The organism is Agrobacterium radiobacter, from assembly GCF_040801995.1.
In the GTDB taxonomy this organism is placed as follows: domain Bacteria; phylum Pseudomonadota; class Alphaproteobacteria; order Rhizobiales; family Rhizobiaceae; genus Agrobacterium; species Agrobacterium radiobacter.
Genome location: NZ_JBEGHX010000001.1, coordinates 130,594 through 154,255 on the forward strand (window position 1 = coordinate 130,594; position 23,662 = coordinate 154,255).

The following is a 23,662-nucleotide window of genomic DNA, read 5'->3' on the forward strand; positions in this document are numbered from 1 at the left end:
CTGTTTTTAAAATCTGGCGAACTGAAAAAGCCGCAACCGGCCAATAATGTGAAGGTCCGCGACCCGAATGAATGGCAGTTTATCCTGTCTTATCCCTCTTGAGGTAAGAGAGGGTTAAAGCAATTGCATAATAATGATGATAATGACTGTTTATGGTTATTTGGACATGGCCCTGTTTCAGAAGGGTTTCGTTGTTCGTCACGAGGCAGGCCAATGATCCGATCATCCATATCAGGTGCAGGCGACCATGCCGCGTTTGGCTGATACGCAGCCCATTTCTGCACAGGGCAGCGCCATATCACTTGCCGGCGGCCGGCGCGACGCGATTTTTTTCGTCGCCACCATGCTCTATATCTGGATTTCCGTCGCCCCTTTCGAAAATCTGGCAGCGCCGCCGGTGCCGCACGCCGCCGCAAACCAGCTGACCGGCCTCGTGATCACATTGATCCTCGGCGTTTTTGCGCTGCGCCACCGCCTGACGGGGCTTCTGCTGCGGCCGCGACTGCCCATTCTGCTGCTGTTCTTCTGGCTGGCGATATGCTCCGTGGTTGGAACCCAGCCCGGCACGTCGCTGCAACGTCTGGTCTTCACGGCGCTCCTGTGCTTCATCACCAGCGTTCTCGTCGTCATGCCGCGCGACCGGCGGCAGTTCGACCGGATGATGGCCATCTTCGCCATCATTCTCCTGGTGTTGTGTTATCTGGGGGTGATCTTCCTCAGTTCGCGCTCGATCCATCAGCCCTATGATCTCGATGAGAAAGCGCTCGCGGGAGACTGGCGCGGCATTTTCAACCACAAGAACGCCGCCGCTCCGGCCATGATCATTCTTTTCATGATCGGGCTTTACCTGCGCAACGCCTGGTCGACGCTGGGCGGCATCGCCATCACGCTGCTGGCCGGTTTCTTCCTGTGGAAGACCAATGGAAAAACCGCGGCCATGCTTTTGCCGGTCACCTTGGCGCTGATCTGGGTCATGGAAAGGCATGCCCACCGCACGCTGTTGATGATCGGCGGTCTTCTCGCCTTCATCAACATATCCGCGGTTGGCTCCACTTATTTCCCGAGCATACAGAATTTTGTCGAAAGCCTGGGCATCGATTCCACCTTCACCGGCCGCACGGACATATGGCGGCTGTCCTTCGACACTTTTGCGCAATCGCCGATCTTCGGGCAGGGGTTCCAGGCATTCTGGGCGAGCGACCGGCTCCTGTCGCAGGCCGATATAGCTGGCACCTGGGCCGTTACAGCCTTCCATGCCCATAATGGCTATATCGAAAGCCTGCTGAATGGCGGCTTGCCGGCCTTCATTCTCACCGTCATCTGGCTGGTCATCATCCCCGCGAACGATTTCCGCACTGCGGTGGACAAGGGTACGGATCCGGGCCTGACCCGACTTTTTGCGCGAATTTGGGTGTATGCGTTACTTTCTTCGTGTCTTGAGAGTAATTTCTTTACCGGAACCGGGCCTATCTGGTCTTCTCTGCTGATCGCAATCTATTGTTTGAGGCATCAGGCTTACGACATACTTGAACAGGGGCAGTAATTTGCAGACAGGCCGGGGGGCTTTGTATGACGCAAAAAATCGGGACTTTTGCAGACCGGATCAATAACCGGCTGGTGCGCTATTTTCCGGGACCGGCGGCACGGATCGAAACATCCGAACCGATCGTGTCCTTCACATTCGACGATGTGCCGGCAAGCGCCTGGACGGCGGGTGCGCGCATTCTGGAAAACGAGGGCGTCTGCGGGACGTTTTATATCGCCGGCGTGTTCATCGACAAATACGATGAACAGCAGCAGATGATTTCCACAAAAGGCTGTTCGGAACTGGCAGCGGCCGGCCATGAACTTGCCTGCCACACTTTTTCCCATCGCAAACTTTCGAGCTTTTCACGACGGGGGCTCGAGGCGGACCTCGATCGTAATGACACCGTGCTCGGATCATTCGATGGAGGCCGCCACGGGCGTAATTTCTCCGTTCCCTTCGGCATGGCCTCACCGGTCATGCAGCCGCTGCTGCGGCGCCGGTTCAGGACTGCGCGCGGCATCATGCCTGGCATCAACAGGGGCAGCGTCGACCCGTATAATCTTGCCGCAGTCGAGTTGCGTGCGGATCAGAACTACCTCGACGCCGCCGACCACTGGCTGGAAGATGTTTTGCAAAAAGGCGGCTGGCTCATCATCTTCACCCATGATGTTTCGCGCACACCAAGCTTTTACGGTTGTCCTGAAGACAGATTTCAGAGCCTCGTCCGCAGGGCGGTATCCGGTGGTGCGAAGATCATGACGGTCGATGCCGCGGCGACGGCGCTCGGCCTGTAGAGGAAATTCTCGGCGCGTTTCCCGAGCTGCAACGGCTGAAACGGCAGGCCCGTGTCCGCAATTGCGGGCTACTGGCTGGCCCAGATGATGCGGGCAATCCACTCCACATCGGCCATGTCGAAGCTGCGGTTGGGATGTTCCGGGTTGAGCGAAAGAAGCTCGATGTTCTTGGGGCTTTGCCGCGCCAGCACCTTGGCCATCACTTCGCCGTCGCGGCTTTTCAGCACCACGCGGTCACCGCGCCGCACCTGTGCGCCCGGCTCCACGATGAGGATGTCGCCGTCACGGTAAAGCGGCATCATGCTCTCGCCCTGTACTTCCAGCGCATAGACGCCCTGTTTGCGCTCGGGAGAGGAGGGGAATTCTACCACATCCCAGCCCTGACCGGCCGGAAAACCGCCATCATCGAAAAAGCCGCCGGAGCCTGCCTGGGCGAAACCGAGCAGGGGAATGGCGTTGTCCGCGCCCGAAGGCTGCATCGTCTGCGCCCTGCCGAAAGCATAACCGAAAAACTGGTCGACGCTTGCCCCCGTCGCTTCCAGCACCTTGGAGACGGATTCCGTCGAAGGCCAGCGTTTGCGGCCATCCGGCCCGAAACGTTTCGATTTGTTGAACGAGGTGGGATCGAGACCGGCGCGCTTCGCCAATGCCGAAGGCGTCAGCTGATGGCGTTTAGCAAGCGTATCGATGGCGCTCCAGATCGTCTCGTGTGAAAGCATGATAGAAAGCCCGCAAGTGGAGCCGATAGCGGAAAGCTCCTGTCGTATATTGACCGGAATCTAGACCATATCCGGTCAGGAGTAAAGCAAGGAAAGGAATAAAATCCTTGCTCTACGCCACCATGGCCGACGTATTTATCTTGGCCAACTGGATCACCGCCTGCGTGCGGCTGTCGACCTTGAGCTTCAGCAGGATCGCGGAGACATGCGCCTTGATGGTGGCTTCGGAAACATTGAGCTCATAGGCGATCTGCTTGTTCAGCAACCCTTCGGCCAGCATGCCCAGAACCCGGCTTTGCTGCGGCGTCAGTGTTCTGAGCCGGCCGATGAGATCGGCCACGTCAGGATCCTGTTCCTTATCGCCCTGATGACCTGACGGTATCCAGAGGTCACCTTCCAGAACCGCGCGGATGCCGTCTCTGATATCATCGATACCAGAGGACTTGGAAATGAAACCGGAAGCGCCGAGTTCGATGGATCGGCGAACGGTGGTCGCATCGTCCGTTGCTGAAACGATGACGATCGGCAGGCTGGAAAATTCCGCTCTCAGCGCCATCAGGCCTGAAAATCCGCTGACCCCCGGCATGGCGAGGTCGAGCAGCATGAGATCGGCGTCGTTGCGCGCTGCGGCTGCACTTCGGGCAGCCTCGAAATCTCCGGCTTCAACAATGGTCTGCTGCCCGTCGAGGCCGGATACGGCCTGTTTCAGGGCGCCGCGAAAAAGCGGGTGGTCATCTGCTATGATAATGACAAGTTCCGACATTCTGGCCCCCTCCCAAGGGCGTTATGCGGTTCTTTTTTGGGTACTGGCGCACTCCATTTGCCGGCGGTCGAACGCTTCCGGCTCCTTTGCCAAAGGTTGCGCCAATCGCTCCCGCATTACAAGGAAAAGCTTGTGGACAGGCGGTCTTTCAGGGCTTCCGTAATAAAAATGCCGTGGAAACTGTGGACAATTGCCATGCTTTGCGGCAAATCGCCCGGACAGGAAAGTGCTGGAAAGCCTTGGAGAGCCCCATGCAGGAAACGCCCGCGATCATCTATAAAATCGTGCCGGAGACGTTGTGGAGTGCGGCCAGGGCGAAGGGCGTCTTCGAAGGCGCAGCCATCGATCTGACCGATGGTTTCATTCATTTTTCAACGGCAAAACAGGTGGCCGAGACCGCCGCACGGCATTTTTCCGGCCAGGTCGATCTGTTTCTGATTGCAGTCGATGGCGCGGCCCTTGGCGACAAGCTGGTCTATGAACCCTCCAGAGGCGGCGATCTTTTCCCGCATCTCTACGCGTCTCTTCCCTTGACCGCCGTGCTTTGGGAAACGCCGCTTTCACTCGGCCACGACGGCCAGCACCAGTTTCCGGAGATTTTGTGATGAGCGGATTATTTTCCTCTGTCGGCCGCAAGGGCCTGTTTCTGGTCGATCCGGAAAAGGCGCATAGCCTGTCCATCGCGGCGCTGAAAAGCGGCTTTCTGCCCACCTGCATGGTGCCGCACGATCCGCGTCTGCAGCAGACCGTGGCGGGTCTCGTGTTCCCCAATCCGCTCGGCATGGCGGCGGGTTACGACAAGAATGCGGAAGTGCCGGGGCCGCTTCTCCGGCTGGGTTTCGGCTTCACCGAAATTGGCACCGTCACGCCGAAGGCGCAATCCGGCAATCCCAAGCCGCGCATCTTCCGCCTGGTCGAAGATGAAGGTGTCATCAACCGCCTCGGCTTCAACAATGAAGGTCATGCCGCTGCGCTGGAGCGTCTGAAGCAGGCGCGTCTGCGTGGCATCGTCGGCGTCAATATCGGCGCCAACAAGGATAGCGAAGACCGCATCGCCGATTATGTGCAGGGCATCGAGGCGTTTTATTCGGTTGCGTCCTATTTCACCGTCAATATTTCCTCGCCCAATACGCCCGGTCTGCGCGACCTGCAGGCGCGCGAAAGCCTTGCCGCCCTTCTCACGGCGGTGCTGGAACGCCGCAAGGCGGAAGCCGAACGTTTCGGCAAACGCATCCCGGTCTTCCTCAAGATCGCGCCCGATCTGACCGAAGAGGGGCTGGATGATGTTGCCGAAGAGGCGCTGGCCCATGATCTCGACGGACTGATTGTCTCCAACACCACGCTCTCCCGCGAAGGCCTGCGCCCCGGTCCGCATAAGGGCGAGGCCGGCGGCCTGTCCGGCAAGCCGCTATTCGAGCTTTCCACCACCGTTCTCGCCAAGATGCGCCGTCGCGTCGGCGCCAATCTGCCGATTATCGGCGTTGGCGGTATTTCCTCCGCGGAAACGGCGCTGGAAAAGGTGAGGGCAGGGGCCGATCTCGTGCAGCTTTATTCCTGCATGATCTATGAAGGTCCCGGCCTGCCATCGGCCATCGTCAAGGGACTGTCGAAGCTGGTCGCCCGCGAGGGCGTGGAGTCGATCCGTGAACTGCGCGACAGAGCGGTGGATCGCTGGGCCGACCGTAAGCTCGGTTGAGTACGACCTGGGTGGGGTTTCTCTACCCTCATCCCTGTGCTTGTCACAGGAATCCAGCCAGCCCAAGTCCTTGGGCTGAAAGAAGTCTCTCCGCCGCGCAGACGCGCTTCGACTGGATTCCTGTGACGAGCGCAGGCATGAGGGCGCGGGGGTACCCTAGTCTCCGCCCATTCTCAGGCGCAGAGCACCATGGCCCAATAGGGTCGGTTGCGGCTGGCGGCGTCATAGGCCACCGCGACGCCGAGACCATTATAGGGCCCGAGCATGTTTTCCAGATGGTGTTTGGAGCCGATCCAGGCCTTCACCACCCGCTCGACGCTGTCTTGCCCTGCAGCCACGTTTTCCGCCGCCGGAAGCGGGACATTGCCGTCCTTCATGCGGATAAGGAAACTGTCGGTCAGGCCGATCAGATGCGCCATCTTCTGCGCCTTGACCATGCGGCCGGCCTGATAGGCGGCAGCACCGCTTGCTGGACCATTGATGGAAAGCGGGGAAAGCCCCTTCGTGCGGCGCAGATCGTTGACCATGGGAAGCGCCGCCGCCGTTTCGTCGCGGGTGCCCGATGGCATGCCCTTGTTGGTGGGCATGGAAACGCAGGCGGAAAGAACGGAACCAGCGGAAAGCAGCACGAAGCCGCGCCGTGAAAGCGTTTGAAACGTGGAATCGGTCATGTCAGCGGCGATAGCTCAGGAGGCGCAGGATGATGAAAACGGGAATGACGATCGTTGCGCCAAGGATCAGATAGTCGCCGATTGCGCCGAGCGCATGGAAACCGCTGCGCCACAGATCGACCACGAAATCACGCGCGCCGTAGATGATGTTCCACGGCGTCAATCCGAAGATCGCCATCAGAAAGCCGACGAGCAATGAAACGACGAGCAGTTTCACCACGGTGCGGGCCACCGTATCACCCAGCATTTTGTTGACCTCACCGGCCATCAGCAAGTCTCCTGTTTTATCCTGACATATGGGGCGCACCGCTTCGATGCAAGTTTTCGCGCACTATATCGCGCCATATCCGTCAATTCCACGCAGGGGCCATGAAATAGGACTTGAGTTTTTTTGTGGCTTGATAAATGACAGCCGGCATCTTCTCAGGAAATAATTGATGGCCCCAAACCAGTTTTCTTCCGGTGACGTCATTGCCGACCGCCGGGCGGACTATGCCCGCATGTTGGCGGAGGGCGGTGACTATCCCGCCGCCGCCGAACTCATGGAACAGGCGCTTGAACTTGCGCCACGGTGGACGGCGGGTTGGTTTCGCTTCGGGGAATATCATGAAAAAGCGGGGGAGACGGCAAAAGCCGTGGCGGCTTACGAGAAAGTCGTTGAACTGGATACGGAAGGGCTGTTTGCAGCCGAACTGAAGCTCGCGGTTCTCGGCGCCGCGGAAACACCCGAGCAGCCGCCGAGCCGTTATGTGGAAGGGCTGTTCGACGATTATGCCGACCGTTTCGAAACCTCGCTTGTGGAGAAGCTTGACTACAGCGTGCCGCAAAAGTTGGCGGAACTGATAGGCAAGGCGGCGGATGGCGGCGGATTCGATACCATTGTCGATATCGGCTGCGGCACGGGTCTCCTCGGTGTCGAAATCCGCACCCTCGCAAAACGGCTTGAGGGTTTCGATATTTCCCAGAACATGCTGGCCAAGGCGGAGGAAAAGGGGCTTTACCATTATCTGGGTCAGGCCGATCTTTCGCTGGAAGCGGAGGCCTCGGGACTTTTCACATCCCCCCTGGCGCAATACCGCGCCGATCTCGTCGCCGCCGCCGATGTGATGATGTATCTCGGTAGCCTCGAAACCGTCATGCCGCTCGTTTCCGCCCTGCTCAGGCCTTCAGGCTTTTTTGCCTTCTCAGTGGAGGATGCGGGGGATGAGGACGGTTTTATCCTGCGGGAATCCCTTCGTTACGCCCATTCCAAAAGCTATGTGACCGACCTTCTTGAGCGGACGGGCTTTTCCCTCCTCGACATCCGCAAAACCACCATTCGCAAGGATGCCGGAAAACCCCTTTCCGGCATTCTTTTTCTTGCCCGCGCGAAAGCCTGAACATTCCGTTTCTTGCCTTTTTCACGATAGGTCAGTCTTGCTTACTTATCCATCTTGATCGGCTGTTTTTTGCAGTGCAAAATATACCTGAACAAGAGGAAAAAAGCGTGAGCATAACGAGAAGCGTTTACGGCATGTGGAGTTCCGATCCGGCCAGACATGCGCCGGTGGAAGACGTGCAGGGCATCGTCACCGGCGCCATCGTCTCGGCGCTCGGCTTTTATCTCCTCAACAAGGTCGGCCTTCTGACCGGCGGCACCGCTGGCGTCGCCTTCCTCCTTCATTATGCCTTCGGCATCAGCTTCGGCCTTCTGTTCTTCGTCGTTAATCTGCCGTTCTATTATCTTTCCTTCCGCCGTCTCGGTCTTGCCTTTTCCTTCAAGACCTTCATCGCTATCGGCCTTGTTTCGGTGCTAACGGAAGTGGAGGCGCGCTGGATGGTGATTGACAGTATCAATCCGCTCTGGGCGGCGCTGCTCGGCGGTCTGCTTCTGGGCTACGGATTGCTGGCGCTCTATCGTCACCGTGCCAGCTTGGGCGGTATCGGCATTCTCGCCATCTATATTCAGGATCGTTTCGGCATCCGCGCCGGTCTGATCCAGCTGGCCTTCGACGCCTTCGTGATGCTCTGCGCCTTCCTCGTCATCGATCCGGCCACGGTCGCCTATTCGATTGTCGGCGCTTTTGTCCTCAACATGTTTCTGGCCATCAATCACCGCTCGGACAGATATATCGTCGTGCGCTGAATAAGCATGCTTGAAATCCGTCCTGCTTGAGTGCAATAGCTCGGCAAGGGCCTGAAAATCAGGGGAAAAGGCATGGACGATACGACTGCGCGCAGGCGCCTGAACCTTTGGGCCTCCGCGCCGGATCGTCATTCGCTGCTGGAAGACGCGCAGGGCGTTCTGGCGGGCAGCATGCTGGTTTCGCTGGGCGTCACGCTGTTTTCGTCCGCGGGCCTTTTGACGGGCGGCGTGGTGGGGCTTGCCTTCCTGGCGCATTATTCCACCGGCTTCAGCTTCGGCGTGGTGTTTTTCCTTGCCAATCTGCCGTCCTATTATCTCGCCTTCCGCCGGCTCGGCCTCGCCTTCACGGTCAAGACCTTCTGCGCTATCGCGATGACGGCGCTGCTTTCCGAATATATGCCCGGCTTTTTCGCCTTTCAGAGTATCAATCCGGTTGCCGCAGCGCTTTTTGGCGGGCTGACGGTTGCGGCCGGCATGCTGGCGCTGTTTCGCCATCGCACCAGCCTCGGCGGTTTCGGCATCTTGGCGCTTTATCTGCAGGATCGTTTCGGCTGGCGCGCGGGCCTCGTGCAGCTCGCTTTTGACGGCATGGTGCTGGCCTGCTCGTTCTTCGTGGCCACACCTTTCGTCATCCTCTGCTCCATCCTTGGCGCGTTGGTCATGAACCTCACGCTTGCCATCAATCACAGGAACGACCGCTACATCGCCATGTAGCGGCCGCCCGTTCTGGGGTTAAGAGGTCAGGCCGCCTTCGCAGCCGCATCCACCGGATGCTGCGAGCGGAAACCGACGGCGATGCGGTTCCAGGTGTTGATCGCGCCGATGGCGACGGTGATCTTCACGATGTCCTCATCGGAGAAATGCGCCTTCAGCGTCTCGAAGGCGTCATCCGGAGCGCCGGTTTCAGCAATCTTCGTCACCGCGTCCACCCAGCCGAGCAACGCCCGTTCCTGTTCGGTATAGACGGGGGATTCCCGCCATACGCTCATCAGGTTGATCCATTGTTCGGAAAGGCCGTCATGACGGCTTTCCTTCACATGCATGTCCACACAGAAAGCGCAGCCGTTGATGATCGAGGCACGCAGCTTGATGAGGTGAACGAAGCGGCGCTCAAGCCCGCTGCTCTGAACGTAATTTTCCAGAGCCATAACGGCCTTGAAGGCTTCGGGGGATGCTTTGGCATAGTTCAAACGGGTTTTCATGGGTCTCTCTCCATTGGTTGGGTCTGTTTAAGGGTATGCGTCATCGTTCCGGAAAGCGGTGACGCTTCCGGTATTTCGGGTGGTTGGTTCGTTTGGGTCTTAGCGCGCCGCCGTCTTGCGCTCGTTCAGCGCCAGAAAGGCACAGCCGCGTGCGGCAATGCCACCGTCGTCATTGGCGGCAAGGTCGCCCAGAATATCGGCCATGCTGGTTTTGGCGAGTTCCGCCCGATAGGCCTTCTCCGCTTTCAGCATCGCGGCATTGATGCCGCAGGGCTTGGTGAAATAACGTCCCGGCAAGGGGTTGGGCCCCCGCTGGCGAATTTCCGCACAGCGAAAGGCAGGCTGCGGCCCCTCCACCGCAAGAACGATATCGAGCAGCGTAATCCTGTCGGTCGTCCGGGCAAGACGATAGCCGCCCTTCGGCCCCGGCACGGTGGCGACTATTCCGGCGCTCGACAGCGATTGCAGGTGTTTCAAGAGATAGCTCGTGGAAACGCCATGGAATTCCGCAAGCGCCGCCGCTGAAAGCACGCCGCCTTCGGAAAGTCCCGCCAGCATGCCTACACTGTGAATGGCCTGTTCAACGCCGTCGCCGAGTTTCATCCGTTTTGCTCTTTTGTGGTTCGCTTAATTATCATGGATATAATTTATCCATGATTATGCATTCCTGTCAAGCGGTCCTGTTCCGCTCTTCTTTTTTCAAGGTTTCTCACTACCTTGAAAGCGTGAAACACGCTGAGTCTCCCATCTCCGGCACGCATGTCGGTTCCTTGCCCCTTCCATTCCAGAAATGGTTTGCGCAAAAGGGGTGGTCTCCGCGCGCCCATCAATTGGAGCTGATGGCGCGGGCGCGGGGCGGCGAGAACATGCTGCTGATTGCGCCCACGGGCGCCGGCAAGACGCTGGGCGGCTTCATGGCCTCGCTCACCGATCTCGCGGAACGCGGCAAGGTGCCGCCGGGCTCGGGCTTTGTCGGCGTGCACACGCTCTATATCTCGCCGCTCAAGGCGCTTGCGGTCGATATCGAGCGCAACCTCACCAGGCCCGTTTCCGAAATGGGCCTGCCGATTTCCATCGAAACCCGTACAGGCGATACGCCGCAGGGCAAACGCCAGCGCCAGAAGGTCAAACCGCCGGATATTCTGCTGACGACGCCGGAACAGGTCTCGCTGCTGCTCGCCAACAAGGAGGCCGAGCGCTTTTTCCGTGACCTGAAATATGTGGTGCTCGACGAGTTACATTCACTCGTCACCTCCAAACGTGGCCACCTGCTGTCGCTGGCGCTTGCCCGTGTGCGCCGGCACGCACCCGATGTGCGCTTTATCGGCCTTTCCGCCACGGTGGCGGAGCCGATGGATTTGCGTGGTTATCTTGCATCGCAGGGGCAGGGCGAGCCACCCGCTGGCCTCATCACCGTCGAGGGCGGCGCAAAACCGGATATTTCCATCCTGAACACGGAAGAGCGCATCCCATGGTCCGGCCATTCGGCGCGTTACGCCATGAAGGATTTGTACTCTGCGCTGAAGGACCACCAGACGACGCTGATCTTCGTCAATACCCGCTCGCAGGCGGAGCTGATCTTCCAGGAACTCTGGACCATCAATGACGACAATCTGCCGATTGCCCTGCATCACGGTTCGCTGGATGCTGCTCAGCGTCGCAGGGTGGAGGCCGCCATGGCCGAAAACCGGCTGCGCGCCGTCGTCGCCACCTCCACGCTCGATCTCGGCATAGACTGGGGCGACGTCGACCTTGTCGTGCATGTCGGTGCGCCGAAGGGCGCAAGCCGCCTGGCCCAGCGCATCGGCCGCGCCAATCACCGCATGGACGAGCCGTCAAAGGCGATCCTCGTTCCCGCCAACCGTTTCGAGGTGATGGAGTGCCGGGCAGCACTGGATGCCAATTACATCGGCGCGCAGGATACGCCGCCGATTGCCGAAGGCGCGCTCGATGTTCTCGCCCAGCATATGCTCGGCATGGCCTGCGCCGAACCCTTCGATGCGGATGAACTTTATCGCGAAGTCACCAGCGCCTCGCCCTATGCCGATCTGCCGCGCACCACCTTCGACCGGGTGGTGGATTTCACCGCCACCGGCGGCTACGCGCTGCGCACCTATGAGCGTTACGCCCGCATCCGCCAGATGAAGGACGGCCGCTGGCGTGTCTCCAACCCCGCCGTCGCACAGCAATATCGGCTGAACCTCGGCACTATCGTCGAGGCGGCGGAACTCAATGTCCGCATGGTCAAGCGCAATGCCAAGGGCACGGTCGGGCGCGGCGGCATGTCGCTCGGCAAGGTCGAGGAATATTTTCTCGAGCAGCTGGTGCAGGGCGATACGTTCCTTTTTGCCGGCAAGGTGCTGCGTTTCGAAGGTATCCGCGAGAATGAATGTCTGGTCTCGCAGGCCTTTTCCATGGACCCGAAGATACCCTCCTATGCCGGCGGCAAGTTCCCGCTTTCCACCTACCTCGCGGATCAGGTGCGCTCCATGCTCTCCGATCCCGCCCGCTGGCAGACGCTGCCGGATCAGGTGCGCGACTGGCTAGCGATCCAGAAGGAGAAGTCGATCATTCCCAGGCGCGACGAGCTGCTGGTGGAAACCTTCCCCTTCCGAAAGCGCTTCTTCATGGTCATGTATCCCTTCGAGGGACGCTTGGCGCACCAGACGCTCGGCATGCTTCTGACGCGCCGGCTGGAGCGTGCGGGCGCAAAACCCATGGGCTTCGTCGCCACCGATTATTCGCTGGCCATCTGGGCGATGGAGGATATCGGCATGCGGCTGAAATCCCGCCGCCTGTCACTGGCCGACCTGCTGGACGAGGACATGCTCGGCGACGATCTGGAAGCATGGCTGGACGAATCCTTCATGCTGAAGCGCACCTTCCGCAACTGCGCCGTCATTTCCGGGCTGATCGAACGCCGTCATCCCGGCAAGGAAAAGACCGGCCGTCAGGTCACGGTGTCTGCCGATCTTATTTATGACGTTCTTCGCAGCCATGAGCCGGATCATATCCTGCTGGAAGCGACGCGGCGCGATGCCGCGGCTGGACTTTTGGACATTGGCCGTCTTGGCGATATGCTGAAGCGAATCAAGGGTCACACCACCCACCGCGCGCTGGAACATGTCTCGCCGCTCGCCGTTCCGGTCATGCTGGAAATCGGCCGTGAGACGGTGGCGGGCGAGGCGATGGACGATGTGCTGGCCGAGGCCGCCGACGAGCTTATCGCCGAGGCCATGTCCTGACATACGCAATGAAGGAACAACGATAAAAGTGCTGAGCCGGCTGACATTGAGCGACAGGTTTTCCAATGGCTTCGAATGCCTTGGCAGCGAAACCGCCATCAACGGCGTCGCCGCCTGGTGCGACCCGTTGGGCGGGCTCTACCTGCCGGACCTGTCATTGCTCGTCGTCTCTGATCTGCATCTGGAAAAGGGCGCGGCCTTCGCCCGGCGTGGCCGCATGCTGCCACCCTATGACACCATCGCCACGCTTAAAATCCTGTCCTCCCTCGTCAGCCGCTATGATCCGAAGATCGTCGTCAGTCTCGGCGATAATTTCCACGATCGCGTCGGTTCCGAGCATCTGCCGCTGCCGCTGCGCGAACTCATCCGCGAGATGGCCCGTGGCCGCGAGTGGATATGGATCAACGGCAACCACGACCCCGACGGTACGGTCGATCTGCCGGGCTCTTCGGTGGACGAGATGTTTTATGGCAATCTCGTCTTCCGCCACGAGCCGAAGCTGGGAGATGCCGCGGGCGAAATTGCGGGGCACCTGCATCCTTCTGCAACCGTGCGCCGTCGCGAGAAAACGGTGCGACGCCCCTGTTTCGCCACCGATGGTTCACGGCTTTTGATGCCGGCATTCGGGGTGATGAGCGGCGGGCTGGATTTGCGGCACAAGGCGATGCGCGGCCTGTTCGATCATGCCGCTCTTGTCGCGCATCTGATGGGGAGGGATCGCATCTATTCGGTGCGATTTTCAAATCTCATCGGCTGAGCGCATCGTCGCCGTTATCTCTTTGTTTTTACGCATTGTCCGGACGTGAAACCGCTACGCACTTTTACTGGAAATGCTCTATTGCCGGTAGACCAGCACCGGTATCTTCGAATTCTTCAGCACCTTGGCCGTGACGCTGCCGAGCAGCATTTCCAAGAAGCTCCTGCGCCGGTGCGAGGCCATGGCGATGAGATCGCAGCCGCTCCTGTTGGCGGCTTCGATGATCGCCTCGTCGGGCCTTCCCGCCCGCGCCAGCAGCGCTTCACAATCCAATCCCATGGACGTGGCCTGTGCCTGCGTATCGCGCAGCAGATGCTCCGCCTCCTCACAACGGTGAAATTCCTCTTCGGCAATGGCGGCAATGTCCTCGACATCGCTGGCAATCACATGAAAGGGTTCCGATACCGTCACCACGGTCACCTTTGCGCCTGCCTCCTTGGCGAGAGCGAACCCTTGGTCGATTGCGATCTGCGCCAGCGGCGAGCCATCGGTGGGAATGAGAATGTGCTTGAACATGACATTTCTCCTTTTCATCCCGGTCACAGCCACACTGGCCGCCAAGAGCTGTGTGCGTGGTTGTAACGCCTTGAATTTTACCGCAAACCGATGACGGAAGCGAATGCTATCTTTGACGCAGAGGGTCGCCTGCGCCCGATTTGCAGGAGGAAGAGCGGGTCAGTCCTTGCGGAAGATGATGCTGGCGCCCCAGCCGGTCACGACGGCGAGCAGAACGCAGAGCGCGCCATAGGCAAGCGGCGTCTGATGCGCCGCATCGGTGATCGCCTGCTCCATGCCGGTCTTGACGACGCGCAGTTTCAATTCGCGCTGGGCGATGAATTTGCCGCTCTTGAAGAGATAGGCGCGGGCGGTGTGCACGCCGTTCGGCACGTTGGCGGGCAGGCGAAGTGTCGCCCAGAACAGGCCGGTGCGTTCCAGCCTCACACCGGTCGTGTCATTGCGATAGATGCCGCTTGAAAGCTTGAGCCGACGGTAGGCCTCCTGAAAATCGAAGACATTGTCGGGCACGCCGGAAAACACCGCGCTTTTCAGCGACAGATGGTCGACACCGAGCCCCATGGCCCTGAGCGTGCCGGGCGAAGCGATGTCGCTGATATTGCGCGTGCTGGCCATGGAGTAGGATTCCGGCAGCGGCGTGAAGGTGATGGCGCTGGTATTGATCCAGATGCCCGCCACGCGCTCCTTCTTGCGCACGGTCATATAGTCGCTCGGCCCTTCCAGCGTCACGACGATATCATATTGCCCGATGGCGAGCAGCAGCTGATCGGTGTTGTTCAGCGCGCCGAAAAGCGTGAAATCCGCCCCGCGAAAATCCGACGCGATGGGAATTTCCGTCGTCGATGCGCCGATTTCGATATTTTCCAGCAGGGACCGCTGCTGCGGACCGGGCGGCAGGGCAAGTGGCGGCGTCTGCGCCGAAGCAGTTTGCCCGAGGGCAAGACATGAGAGCAGGGCAAGGGCGGCAAGCAGCAAATGGCGGGTCAATAACCTAACCCCCCGACGGCCACCGAAAACAGGTCTTCCGGCCGCACCACCAGCGCTACGGCAAGGCGAAGGGCGACCGCAAGCACCAGCAGCGCCAGAAGCGCGCGCAACTGTTCGCCACGCAGTTTCTGCCCGACGCGCACGCCATATTGCGCGCCGATGACGCCCGCCACCATCAAGATGAAGGCCAGCACCACGTCGACGGAATAGTTGGTCGCGGCCTGAACGACGGTCGTATAGGCGGTCACGAAAATGATCTGGAACAGCGAGGTGCCGACAACCACGCTGGTGGGGATGCGCAGCAGATAGATCATCGCCGGCACCATGATGAAGCCACCGCCGACACCCATGATCGAGGTGAGGATGCCGATGCCGAAACCCAGTGTGACAACGGGAATGATGCTGAGATAGATTTTCGATTTCTTGAACCGCATTTTCAGCGGCAGGCGATGCACCCAGTTGTGGTGGCCCGGCCGGCGCAGCGTCACGGCTTCATTGCGGGCGGCGCGGCGAAGCGCCGAAATGCTTTCCTTCAGCATCAGCACGCCAACGGTACCGAGCAGGATGACGTAGAGCAGCGAAACGATGAGATCGAGCTGGCCGATACTGCGCAGGAAGGAGAATATCCACACGCCGACCGTCGCACCCACAAGACCGCCCACAAGCAGCACGCTGCCGAGCTTCACGTCCAGCGTTCCGCGCCGGAAATGCGTGATCGAGCCTGACACGGAGGAAGCGACCACCTGGTTTGCGCCGGTCGCCACAGCCACCACGGGGGGAATATTGTAGAAAATCAGAAGCGGCGTGATCAGAAAGCCGCCGCCCACGCCGAACATGCCGGAAAGAAAACCGACGGCCGCGCCCATGCCGAGAATGATGAAAATATTCACCGACAGTTCTGCGATCGGCAGATAGACAGTCACGGCTCGGACCTCGGGCAAATGGTTCCGGGCGGCAGGGCTTGTCCGGGTGAGGGGGCCGCGCCGCGATTTACACTTTCTGTCTGAAAAGACCGGGCATGCCCGACCTTCATCCGTCATGCCCGCGAGGGCCTGACCTGTCAACATTCAACGGTAAATACGTTGATAATTTGGAAAGATAGCGGTCGTGCGTGGGCAGGCCGCCACATTCCTGCGCCGGGTTGCCCGGAAGCGACCAAGGGGGGCCGCTTCGCCAGTTCCAGAACGCTTACTTGTTGCGGGCGAGAAGCGCGGTCACCAGTTCGTTGGTGATGCGCCCGTCGGGTGTCTGACCCACGGACTTCTGGAAGTCCCTGATGGCGGTTACGGTGTTCTTGCCAAGCTTGCCGTCGGGCTGGCCGGCGTCGAAACCGTTCTTGTTCAGGATCGCCTGAATGTTGCGGATCGCCTTTTCCATGTCCACGGAGGCGGTCTTCACACCCTCCTTGCCGGCCCATTCCTCGGGCGGGTTGACGCTGTTGGCGTCTTCCGAAAGCGGCTTGACCTTCCAGGCGTCCACCTTGGCCTTCGCACTCTGAAGCTGCTGCGGGTTCAGGGCCCCTGCCACTTCGTCGCGCTTCTGGGCGGCGTCCGCGTCACCGTCTCTGGCGGCGATGGCGAACCACTTGTAGGATTCTTCGATATCCTGCTTCACGCCGCTGCCGCGGGCGTAGAGAATGGCGAGGTTGAACTGGCTGTCGCGCACACCGAGGTCAGAGGCCTTGATGAACCATTGTGCGGCGGCGGCGAAATCCGGCTGACCGGCCGCGTCAGAGGCCTGCAGGACCGCGAGATTGTGCATCGCGCCGGCATTGCCCTGTTCGGCCGCCAGCGTGTAGTAGCGCTTGGCTTCGGCAAGGTTACGTTCGACGCCGTTCGCCTTCTCGTAAAGATTGGCAAGACGATATTGCGCGGGCGCAAGACCGCGATCAGCAGCCAGCTTGTACCACTTTGCCGCTTCCGCACGGTCGGCGGCAACGCCGCGGCCGTCGGTGTAGCGCGCTGCGATCTCGAACAGCGCCTGCGTATCGCCCTTGGCGGCGGCTTCGGCAAGCGATGCGGGCTCGATGCCAGCGGGAACCGCGATGGCGTCCTGGGCAGGAGCAACCGGGGCAGCGGTTTCGGCCGGTTTCGGAGCTTCGTTCTGCGCGACGGCGCCGGAATTTGCGGGATCCACAGCGGGAACATCGGCAACCGGCGGCTCGTCCGGCAGCGGCGCACCGCCTATGGTGCGGTTATCAATGGTATTTTGCGCCGGTGCGGTATTTTCGATGCTGTCGGCCGATGCCGACTGTTCCGGATCGATGGCGAGATCGGACGGAATGGTTACGGCCTTTTCGCCGGTGTCGGGAAGTGCTGAAACCGGGCCATTGTCCATCTTCTGCTCGATGACCGGTGCGGGGGCTTCCGCGCCGCCGATCAGCGTCTTGACGAGCGGCATGGCCATCATGGCAAGAAGAATGGCGCCGATGCCAAGCAGCAGCGGGCGGCGATAGCGGGAAAGTGCCGAGGTGTCGGCCTTGCGGCTCTTCTTGCCGGTTTCAAGTTTTTCAGGCGATGTTTCCATGGCGGCGGCCTGCGCTGCGCGGCGGGCGGCGGCGATGAAATCCGTCCGTCCTTCCGCATCCGCAGCCTTGCCGCTGGCGGCCACCTGGCTAGCGCGCACGCGTTCCAGGATTTTCTTGATATCGGGCGCACCCGAACCCGGCTCCAGAAGTTCGTTCTCCTGACCTGCGGGCAGCACATCGATCGGATCGAGCGAGGGAGCGGGCTCGACCTGGGTGCGGGTGGAGGAGGCGGATATGGGCTCTTCAGCTGTTTTGGCGGTCTTCGCCGTGCCAGTCTTGAAACGCTTCGTCAGGCCTGCAAGCAGGCTTTTCTTTTCCGCTTTTGCGGGCTTTGCGGCAGCAGGTGGTACGATCGTTGCCGCGTCGTTTTCGCTGCTATCGTCGAGAATGGCCTGTTCTTCGGCAATATAGCCTTCCTCCGGGAAGATGGCGGCCGGCATGGGCGCTTCTTCGCGGGCGGGGGCGACCATCTGCTGCGCGACGTTGCGGGGAGCTTCGTTACAATAAGCGGGGGCGTTGTCGAGGCTGTCGAGTCGGCCGGCAATCTGCACCAGCGTTTCGTGCAGCGCTTCGAAGGTACGGTGCGTGCGCTCTTCGGTATTGCGGCTCAGCGCTTCGAGGTTGCGCAGGTCGGTCGCAAGATCGGTCAGCATCGTCATGTCGACGATGTTTGTGCCGGCCGAGAGATTGTTGCGGGTATAGGCATCCAGAACGGCTTCGGCAGCCTGCCGCGCCGCTTCGATGATATATTCATCGTTCGACGCCATGTAGTCTTCGATCGCCGCCATACGGGCGTCGAGTTCCGGCGACATGCCTGTCGCCTGCATCTGCACCGGCTGGCTGATCAGCGTGGAGAGATGGGCGATCTGGTTTTCGAGGCTGGCCAGCGCATGGCTGTCGGCGGGCGCGGCGTGGGCGGTCTCGTCCAGGCGGGCGGCAATATTGCCGAGCCGCTCTTCCAGACGCGAAAAGGCGCTTTCGCTGAGCCCGGATGCGGCCTGCGGCTGGCTGTAACGATAATCGAGGTCCTCGATCCGCCGCGAAAGCGTATCGAGCCGTTCGGCCAGACCGTCATTGACGACGCCGTGATCCAGCGCATCGATCTTGCGGGAAATGTCGCTCAGGAAAGATGTCAGTTCCGCCTGTTGCGAGGGGCGCTGCGAACGCTCCAGAAGCAGGGAGAGCTGGTCCAGCCGCTCGTGCAGCTGGGCGGCGTCGCGGGCGGTGCTGAGCTCATCGATCTTGCCGGCCAGCGCTTCAAGACGCGCGGTGAGATCGAGTGTCGGTTCCGGCTTGGCGGCGGCAAGGCGGTTGATGTCGCCGAGCTGTTCGGAAAGGCCATTCAGCCGGTTTTCCAGCCGCTGCGCCAGCGCATTGTCCGTTGCCTGCGCATTGGCGCGCGCGCCGGTGGCGGCTATGGCGCGGCTGATTTCGTCCAGCCGCTGGTCGAGGCCGGAAAATTGCTCGGTAAAGGCGGCCTCGTTCGGCTTCATATGTTTGCCGAGCTGCTCCACGGCGCTGGCAATCGCGATCAGCTTGTCTTCGAGCACGCGCACGGCCGGATTGTTGCTCATGCCGCCAAGCTGCGTCTTGATGTCATCAAGACGATAGGCGAGCGAAACGATCTCATCCTGCAGCGCGCCGGCGTCGAAACCACGCAGCGTGTCTTCCACATTGTTCCAGCGGCTTTCGATCCGGTGCACGCTGTCTTCGCGTGCAAGCTGGTCGATCGTCAGGCGCAGGTCCTCGAACTCATTGCGCAGCCCGTAGGCGTCAGGCGATGCCAGATTGCCGAGCTGGTCGATGCTGCCGGCCAGCCGTGCGATGTCTTCGCGCAGGTCGCCAATGAACTGCTGGTCTTCCGCTACTGCGCGAATATTGCGGATTTCGGCGCGCAGGCCCTGCGCTTCGCGCGCAACGCCCTCGGCAATATCGTGCTTCAACTCATGCCGCAGATTGACCAGCGCCTGCGCAATCTCCTGCAGTGCCGCGTCGTTGCGCTGCGGTTCCTGATAGGACGGGATGGAACGCGCACGCGGGGCGGGAGCGGCGGCGGTCTGCTGCGCGTCCCTCGGACGGTATTCCGGCGCAAGAGGTCTGGTAATCGTCCGCTCCGGGCGGGCGGCGGGTTCCTGCGGGCGCTGGAAGCTTGCTTCGAGGAGGCGCTGGCGCTGGCGGATTTCGTTCACGGGGTCGAGCTGCGGCGGGGTAACGCTGGCGCGTGGCTCGCGGGGCGCGGCATAAGCTTCGGTTTTGGGCTCGACCTGAGCGTTCGCACCCCGAGGGTCGCGCGGGAACTTCTGGCTCATCAACCCTTCGATACGGGCTTCAAGGCCTTCAATGGTGCGATTGAGAGCATCAAGAGACGATCTGTCGCTTGGCTGTTGGTTTTTCGATCGCAATCCGTTCATCTTTTCGCTCGCTTCGCTTCCGCCCGCCGTGCCCGGTTATCTGTCGCGACGTTGCCTGCCTGAACACGCCGTCGCCGCAACATGCAGCAATTCCAGAGCCGGTATTTGCCCCCGTTGAGGAAAATGCGCCGGAGTACGAAGCAGTTACCTCTTTCGGGAGAATTCACGAAACGTGGTAAAGAAGTGGTTAACTATGGTTGGAATTTTTTAACTTTTGTGGCGCGTGAGAGCCATGAGCAGCGCCGGCCATCCATTCCGCGGAAAAGGGGAGGCGATATTCCGCCGAAATTTGTTTGACGTTTACGCGCACGTCAAATATTGTCATCCCATATCGGCCGGATTATCGCCGGCGCCCACGATGCGGAGGAACATCGGTAATGCCTGTTTACAAGGCCCCAGTTAAAGACACGCTTTTTATCCTGAACGACGTTCTCGGCCTGGAGCGGTATAACAACCTGCCCGGCTTTGAGGATGCAACCCCCGACATGATCGAGGCGATCACCGGCGAGGCCGCAAAGCTTGCCGAGGAGCGGCTTTTCCCGCTCAACCTTTCCGGCGACAGCCAAGGCTGCAAGCGCGCCGATGACGGTTCGGTCTCCGTGCCCGATGGTTTCAAGGACGCTTATGACGCCTATTGTGAAGGCGGCTGGATCGGCCTTGCCGTTCCGCCGGAGTTCGGCGGGCAGGGCCTGCCCTATACGCTGCATGCAGCTATCGGCGAATATATGTCGTCGGCCAACCTGTCGCTGATGATGTATCCGGGCCTCACGCAGGGTGCGATTGCCGCCGTTCTCGTGCATGGCACGCAGGAGCAGAAGGAAACCTATCTGCCGAAGATGGTCGAAGGCTCCTGGTCCGGCACCATGAACCTCACAGAACCCCATTGCGGCACCGATCTCGGCCTGCTGCGCACCAAGGCGGTTCCGCAGAGCGACGGCAGCTATAAGATTTCCGGCCAGAAGATCTTCATCTCCGCCGGCGAACATTCCATGACTGACAATATCGTCCATCTGGTGATTGCCCGCATCGAAGGTGCGCCGGAAGGCACCAAGGGCATTTCGCTCTTCATCGTGCCGAAATTCCTCGTGAAGGAAGACGGCACGCTTGGCGAGCGTAACGGCGTCACTTGCGGCGCAATCGAACACAAGATGGGCATCCACGGCAACGCCACCTGCGTCATGAACTATGATGACGCGACGGGTTATCTGCTGGGCGCGGAGAACAAGGGCCTTTCGGCCATGTTCGTGATGATGAACGAGGCCCGCCTCGGCGTCGGCTTGCAGGGTCTCTCCGTTGGTGAAATCGCCTATCAGAACGCGGTCGAATATGCCCGTGAACGTATTCAGGGCCGCTCGCTTTCCGGCGCCAAGTTCCCGGACAAGAAGGCCGATCCGATCATCGTGCATCCCGATATCCGCCGCACGCTGATGACCATCAAGGCTTACAACGAGGCCGGCCGCGCCTTCCTTCTCTGGACGGCGCTGCAATCCGATATCGCCCACCGCGCCGCTGACGAAAAGCAGCGGCAGGCAGCAGACGACTTGCTCGGCCTCGTCACCCCGATCCTCAAGGGCGTGCTGACCGACAAGGGCTTCGACCATGCTGTCATGGCGCAGCAGGTCTTCGGTGGTCACGGCTACATCGAGGAGCATGGCATGAGCCAATATGTCCGCGATGCCCGTATCACCATGATCTATGAGGGCGCGAACGGCATTCAGGCGCTCGATCTGGTCGGCCGCAAGCTCGGCATGAATGGCGGCCGTGCCGTGATGGCGCTGTTCAAGGAAATCGGCGATTTCTGCGAGGAAAACCGCGCCGACGAAAAGCTTGCCCTTTACACCAAGGGTCTGAAGAAGGGTTTGAACGACCTGCAGGCCGCAACCATGTGGTTCATGCAGAACGCCATGGCCAAGCCCGACAATGCCGGTGCCGGTTCGACCGACTACATGCACCTCTTCGGCATCGTGGTGCTGGGTTACATGCAGGCGCGCATGGCGAAAGCCGCGAGCGAAGCGCTTGCGGCCGGCAGCGCTTCGGACGAGGATTACCTCAAGACCAAGCTTGTCACGGCGAAGTTTTATATGGAGCGCATCATGCCGGAAACGGCGCTGCGCAAGGCCCGCATCGAAACCGGCGCGGACACCATGATGGAACTGGCTGCGGAAGCATTCTGAGAATGAAGGTTGTTCATGGTTACGAAAGCAGACTTAACAGATTGGGTAGTTGAGGCGCTTGAGGCGAATAAAGGCGAAGGGTCAATTCTGTACGTAGCCAAGTACATTTGGGACCATCATGAAAAAGACCTGCGTGGGCATGATCTTTTTTACTCGTGGCAATATGACATGCGATGGGCGGCGACGGAGTTGAGGAAAAAAGGGCGTCTTGTTGCCGCTGATGATGATCGCCGCGGAAAATGGACGCTTAAATGAGTTTGATGCACTGAAAAATGCGGTGCAAGGGAGAGAGTTTATGACCGACGTTTATATCTACGACCATGTCCGCACCCCGCGCGGACGCGGCAAGAAGGATGGCAGCCTGCATGAGGTGCCCTCCGTTCGCCTTGCTGCCAAGACACTGGAAGCCATCCGCGACCGCAACGGGCTCGACACATCCGCTGTCGATGACATCATCATGGGCTGCGTCGATCCGGTCATGGATGCAGGTGCGGTGATCCCGAAAGCCGCCGCCTTCGAAGCCGGTTATTCCAACAGGGCGCCGGGCATGCAGATCTCGCGCTTCTGCGCTTCGGGTCTGGACGCCATCAACTTCGCGGCCGGCAAGGTCAAGGCCGGTTCGGACGATATCGTCATTGCCGGCGGCGTGGAAAGCATGTCGCGCGTCGGCATGGGCATGTCGGGCGGCGCCTGGTACATGGATCCCTCGGTCAACTTCCCGGCCTTCTTCATGCCGCAGGGCGTATCGGCCGATCTCATCGCCACCAAATACGGTTTTTCCCGTGACGATGTCGACGCCTATGCCGTCGAGAGTCAGAGGCGTGCGGCGCATGCCTGGGAAAAGGGCTATTTTAACAAATCAGTCATTCCGGTGAAGGACTCAAACGGCCTGACGATCCTCGACCGTGACGAGCATATGCGCCCCGGCACGGATATGCAGGCGCTGGCTTCCCTCAACCCCTCCTTCCAGATGCCGGGTGAAATGGGTGGCTTCGAAGCCGTCGGTATCATGGCCCACCCGGAAGTGGAGCGTATCAACTACGTGCACCATGCTGGCAATTCGTCCGGCATCGTCGATGGCGCTGCCGCCGTGCTGGTTGGCTCGAAGGCGGGCGGCGAGGCGATGGGCGCGAAACCGCGCGCCCGCATCAAGGCTTTCGCCAATATCGGTTCCGACCCGGCGCTGATGCTGACCGGCCCGGTGGATGTGACCGAGAAGCTCCTGAAAAAGACCGGAATGTCGCTTGCCGATATCGATCTTTTCGAGCTCAACGAAGCCTTCGCCGCTGTGGTCCTGCGTTACATGCAGGCCTTCGATATCGACCACGAGCGGATGAACGTCAATGGCGGCGCAATCGCCATGGGCCATCCGCTGGGTGCAACAGGTGCGATGATCCTCGGCACTGTGCTGGATGAGCTGGAGCGGCGCGATCTGAACACCGCGCTCGTCACGCTCTGCATCGGCGCAGGCATGGGCACCGCGACGGTTATCGAGCGGGTTTGAGAGGCTTCGGCTGATACCGCAACGGTTCCTCCGTCATCCTCGG

The 23,662-nt window shown here is 60.3% G+C and carries 22 protein-coding genes; 12 read left to right on the forward strand and 10 right to left on the reverse strand.

What is annotated here, in order from left to right:
* Nucleotides 1–247: 247 nt before the first annotated feature.
* Both uppY and MRBLRC7O_RS00630 read left to right on the forward strand, forming a co-directional pair.
* Nucleotides 248–1,543 carry a Wzy-type polysaccharide biosynthesis protein UppY gene (gene uppY / locus MRBLRC7O_RS00625; RefSeq protein WP_080865803.1) on the forward strand — a complete coding sequence of 432 codons (1,296 nt, stop codon included), beginning with the start codon at nucleotides 248–250 and terminating at the stop codon, nucleotides 1,541–1,543.
* 26 nt (nucleotides 1,544–1,569) lie between these two features.
* Entirely contained in the window at nucleotides 1,570–2,322 is a 753-nt protein-coding gene (locus MRBLRC7O_RS00630; protein ID WP_003503529.1) for a polysaccharide deacetylase family protein, read from the forward strand.
* A 68-nt stretch (nucleotides 2,323–2,390) separates the two neighbouring features.
* Here the strand turns inward: MRBLRC7O_RS00630 and MRBLRC7O_RS00635 are convergent, their stop codons facing one another.
* On the reverse strand, nucleotides 2,391–3,041 hold the full coding sequence (locus MRBLRC7O_RS00635) for a S24 family peptidase (protein ID WP_003503527.1): 651 nt from the start codon (nucleotides 3,039–3,041) through the stop codon (nucleotides 2,391–2,393).
* A 112-nt stretch (nucleotides 3,042–3,153) separates the two neighbouring features.
* Nucleotides 3,154–3,804, reverse strand: a complete 651-nt coding sequence (locus MRBLRC7O_RS00640) for a response regulator (protein WP_003503525.1) — start codon at nucleotides 3,802–3,804, stop codon at nucleotides 3,154–3,156.
* A gap of 251 nt (nucleotides 3,805–4,055) precedes the next feature.
* On the opposite strand from MRBLRC7O_RS00640, the gene MRBLRC7O_RS00645 reads away from it, so the two are divergent.
* A complete protein-coding gene (locus MRBLRC7O_RS00645; RefSeq protein ID WP_003503523.1) occupies nucleotides 4,056–4,409 on the forward strand; it encodes a DUF952 domain-containing protein in 354 nt (117 codons plus the stop codon).
* Complete coding sequence (locus MRBLRC7O_RS00650) at nucleotides 4,409–5,500, forward strand: quinone-dependent dihydroorotate dehydrogenase (protein ID WP_367727272.1); 1,092 nt, start codon at nucleotides 4,409–4,411, stop codon at nucleotides 5,498–5,500. The genes MRBLRC7O_RS00645 and MRBLRC7O_RS00650 overlap by 1 nt, the downstream gene beginning before the upstream one ends.
* Before the next feature lie 173 nt (nucleotides 5,501–5,673).
* On the opposite strand, the gene MRBLRC7O_RS00655 is transcribed toward MRBLRC7O_RS00650, so the two are convergent.
* Complete coding sequence (locus tag MRBLRC7O_RS00655) at nucleotides 5,674–6,171, reverse strand: CAP domain-containing protein (RefSeq protein WP_003503518.1); 498 nt, start codon at nucleotides 6,169–6,171, stop codon at nucleotides 5,674–5,676.
* A gap of 1 nt (nucleotide 6,172) precedes the next feature.
* Complete coding sequence (locus tag MRBLRC7O_RS00660; RefSeq protein WP_003493739.1) at nucleotides 6,173–6,439, reverse strand: DUF6460 domain-containing protein; 267 nt, start codon at nucleotides 6,437–6,439, stop codon at nucleotides 6,173–6,175.
* Nucleotides 6,440–6,608: 169 nt separating this feature from the next.
* Between MRBLRC7O_RS00660 and MRBLRC7O_RS00665 the strand changes: the two genes are divergently transcribed.
* The 3 genes from MRBLRC7O_RS00665 to MRBLRC7O_RS00675 all read left to right on the forward strand — a co-directional run bounded on the left by MRBLRC7O_RS00665 (nucleotide 6,609) and on the right by MRBLRC7O_RS00675 (nucleotide 9,010).
* Nucleotides 6,609–7,550: a class I SAM-dependent DNA methyltransferase gene (locus tag MRBLRC7O_RS00665; RefSeq protein ID WP_003503516.1), complete on the forward strand. Its 942-nt coding sequence runs from the start codon at nucleotides 6,609–6,611 to the stop codon at nucleotides 7,548–7,550.
* A 134-nt stretch (nucleotides 7,551–7,684) separates the two neighbouring features.
* Nucleotides 7,685–8,296, forward strand: coding sequence for a YitT family protein (locus MRBLRC7O_RS00670; protein ID WP_003503514.1), 612 nt, complete (start codon nucleotides 7,685–7,687; stop codon nucleotides 8,294–8,296).
* 72 nt (nucleotides 8,297–8,368) lie between these two features.
* Complete coding sequence (locus MRBLRC7O_RS00675) at nucleotides 8,369–9,010, forward strand: YitT family protein (protein ID WP_003503513.1); 642 nt, start codon at nucleotides 8,369–8,371, stop codon at nucleotides 9,008–9,010.
* A gap of 26 nt (nucleotides 9,011–9,036) precedes the next feature.
* Here MRBLRC7O_RS00675 and MRBLRC7O_RS00680 read toward each other — a convergent pair whose 3' ends face one another.
* Both MRBLRC7O_RS00680 and MRBLRC7O_RS00685 read right to left on the reverse strand, forming a co-directional pair.
* Nucleotides 9,037–9,498, reverse strand: coding sequence for a carboxymuconolactone decarboxylase family protein (locus MRBLRC7O_RS00680; protein ID WP_003503512.1), 462 nt, complete (start codon nucleotides 9,496–9,498; stop codon nucleotides 9,037–9,039).
* Between the two features lie 99 nt (nucleotides 9,499–9,597).
* Nucleotides 9,598–10,101 carry an RrF2 family transcriptional regulator gene (locus tag MRBLRC7O_RS00685; RefSeq protein ID WP_003503511.1) on the reverse strand — a complete coding sequence of 168 codons (504 nt, stop codon included), beginning with the start codon at nucleotides 10,099–10,101 and terminating at the stop codon, nucleotides 9,598–9,600.
* 50 nt (nucleotides 10,102–10,151) lie between these two features.
* Between MRBLRC7O_RS00685 and MRBLRC7O_RS00690 the strand changes: the two genes are divergently transcribed.
* Together MRBLRC7O_RS00690 and pdeM are read left to right on the forward strand one after the other, a co-directional pair.
* Entirely contained in the window at nucleotides 10,152–12,743 is a 2,592-nt protein-coding gene (locus tag MRBLRC7O_RS00690) for a ligase-associated DNA damage response DEXH box helicase (protein WP_233284480.1), read from the forward strand.
* 28 nt (nucleotides 12,744–12,771) lie between these two features.
* Nucleotides 12,772–13,500 carry a ligase-associated DNA damage response endonuclease PdeM gene (gene pdeM, locus MRBLRC7O_RS00695; protein ID WP_003503509.1) on the forward strand — a complete coding sequence of 243 codons (729 nt, stop codon included), beginning with the start codon at nucleotides 12,772–12,774 and terminating at the stop codon, nucleotides 13,498–13,500.
* A 78-nt stretch (nucleotides 13,501–13,578) separates the two neighbouring features.
* Here the strand turns inward: pdeM and MRBLRC7O_RS00700 are convergent, their stop codons facing one another.
* The 4 genes from MRBLRC7O_RS00700 to podJ form a co-directional block, all read right to left on the reverse strand.
* Nucleotides 13,579–14,016, reverse strand: coding sequence for a universal stress protein (locus MRBLRC7O_RS00700; RefSeq protein ID WP_003503507.1), 438 nt, complete (start codon nucleotides 14,014–14,016; stop codon nucleotides 13,579–13,581).
* Nucleotides 14,017–14,175: 159 nt separating this feature from the next.
* Nucleotides 14,176–15,003, reverse strand: coding sequence for a TIGR02186 family protein (locus tag MRBLRC7O_RS00705; RefSeq protein ID WP_060727028.1), 828 nt, complete (start codon nucleotides 15,001–15,003; stop codon nucleotides 14,176–14,178).
* Entirely contained in the window at nucleotides 15,000–15,926 is a 927-nt protein-coding gene (locus MRBLRC7O_RS00710; protein WP_035212569.1) for a sulfite exporter TauE/SafE family protein, read from the reverse strand. The genes MRBLRC7O_RS00705 and MRBLRC7O_RS00710 overlap by 4 nt, the downstream gene beginning before the upstream one ends.
* A gap of 265 nt (nucleotides 15,927–16,191) precedes the next feature.
* Complete coding sequence (gene podJ / locus MRBLRC7O_RS00715) at nucleotides 16,192–19,941, reverse strand: cell division protein PodJ (RefSeq protein ID WP_080865805.1); 3,750 nt, start codon at nucleotides 19,939–19,941, stop codon at nucleotides 16,192–16,194.
* 377 nt (nucleotides 19,942–20,318) lie between these two features.
* Between podJ and MRBLRC7O_RS00720 the strand changes: the two genes are divergently transcribed.
* Genes MRBLRC7O_RS00720 through MRBLRC7O_RS00730 form a run of 3 tightly spaced genes read left to right on the forward strand, consistent with a single transcriptional unit; the run spans nucleotide 20,319 to nucleotide 23,619 of the window.
* Entirely contained in the window at nucleotides 20,319–22,115 is a 1,797-nt protein-coding gene (locus tag MRBLRC7O_RS00720) for an acyl-CoA dehydrogenase C-terminal domain-containing protein (protein WP_080865806.1), read from the forward strand.
* A gap of 15 nt (nucleotides 22,116–22,130) precedes the next feature.
* A complete protein-coding gene (locus MRBLRC7O_RS00725; protein ID WP_035212568.1) occupies nucleotides 22,131–22,370 on the forward strand; it encodes a hypothetical protein in 240 nt (79 codons plus the stop codon).
* Between the two features lie 40 nt (nucleotides 22,371–22,410).
* Nucleotides 22,411–23,619 (forward strand): acetyl-CoA C-acetyltransferase, encoded by a 1,209-nt coding sequence (locus tag MRBLRC7O_RS00730; RefSeq protein WP_003503497.1) that lies wholly within the window; start codon nucleotides 22,411–22,413, stop codon nucleotides 23,617–23,619.
* Nucleotides 23,620–23,662: the final 43 nt, after the last annotated feature.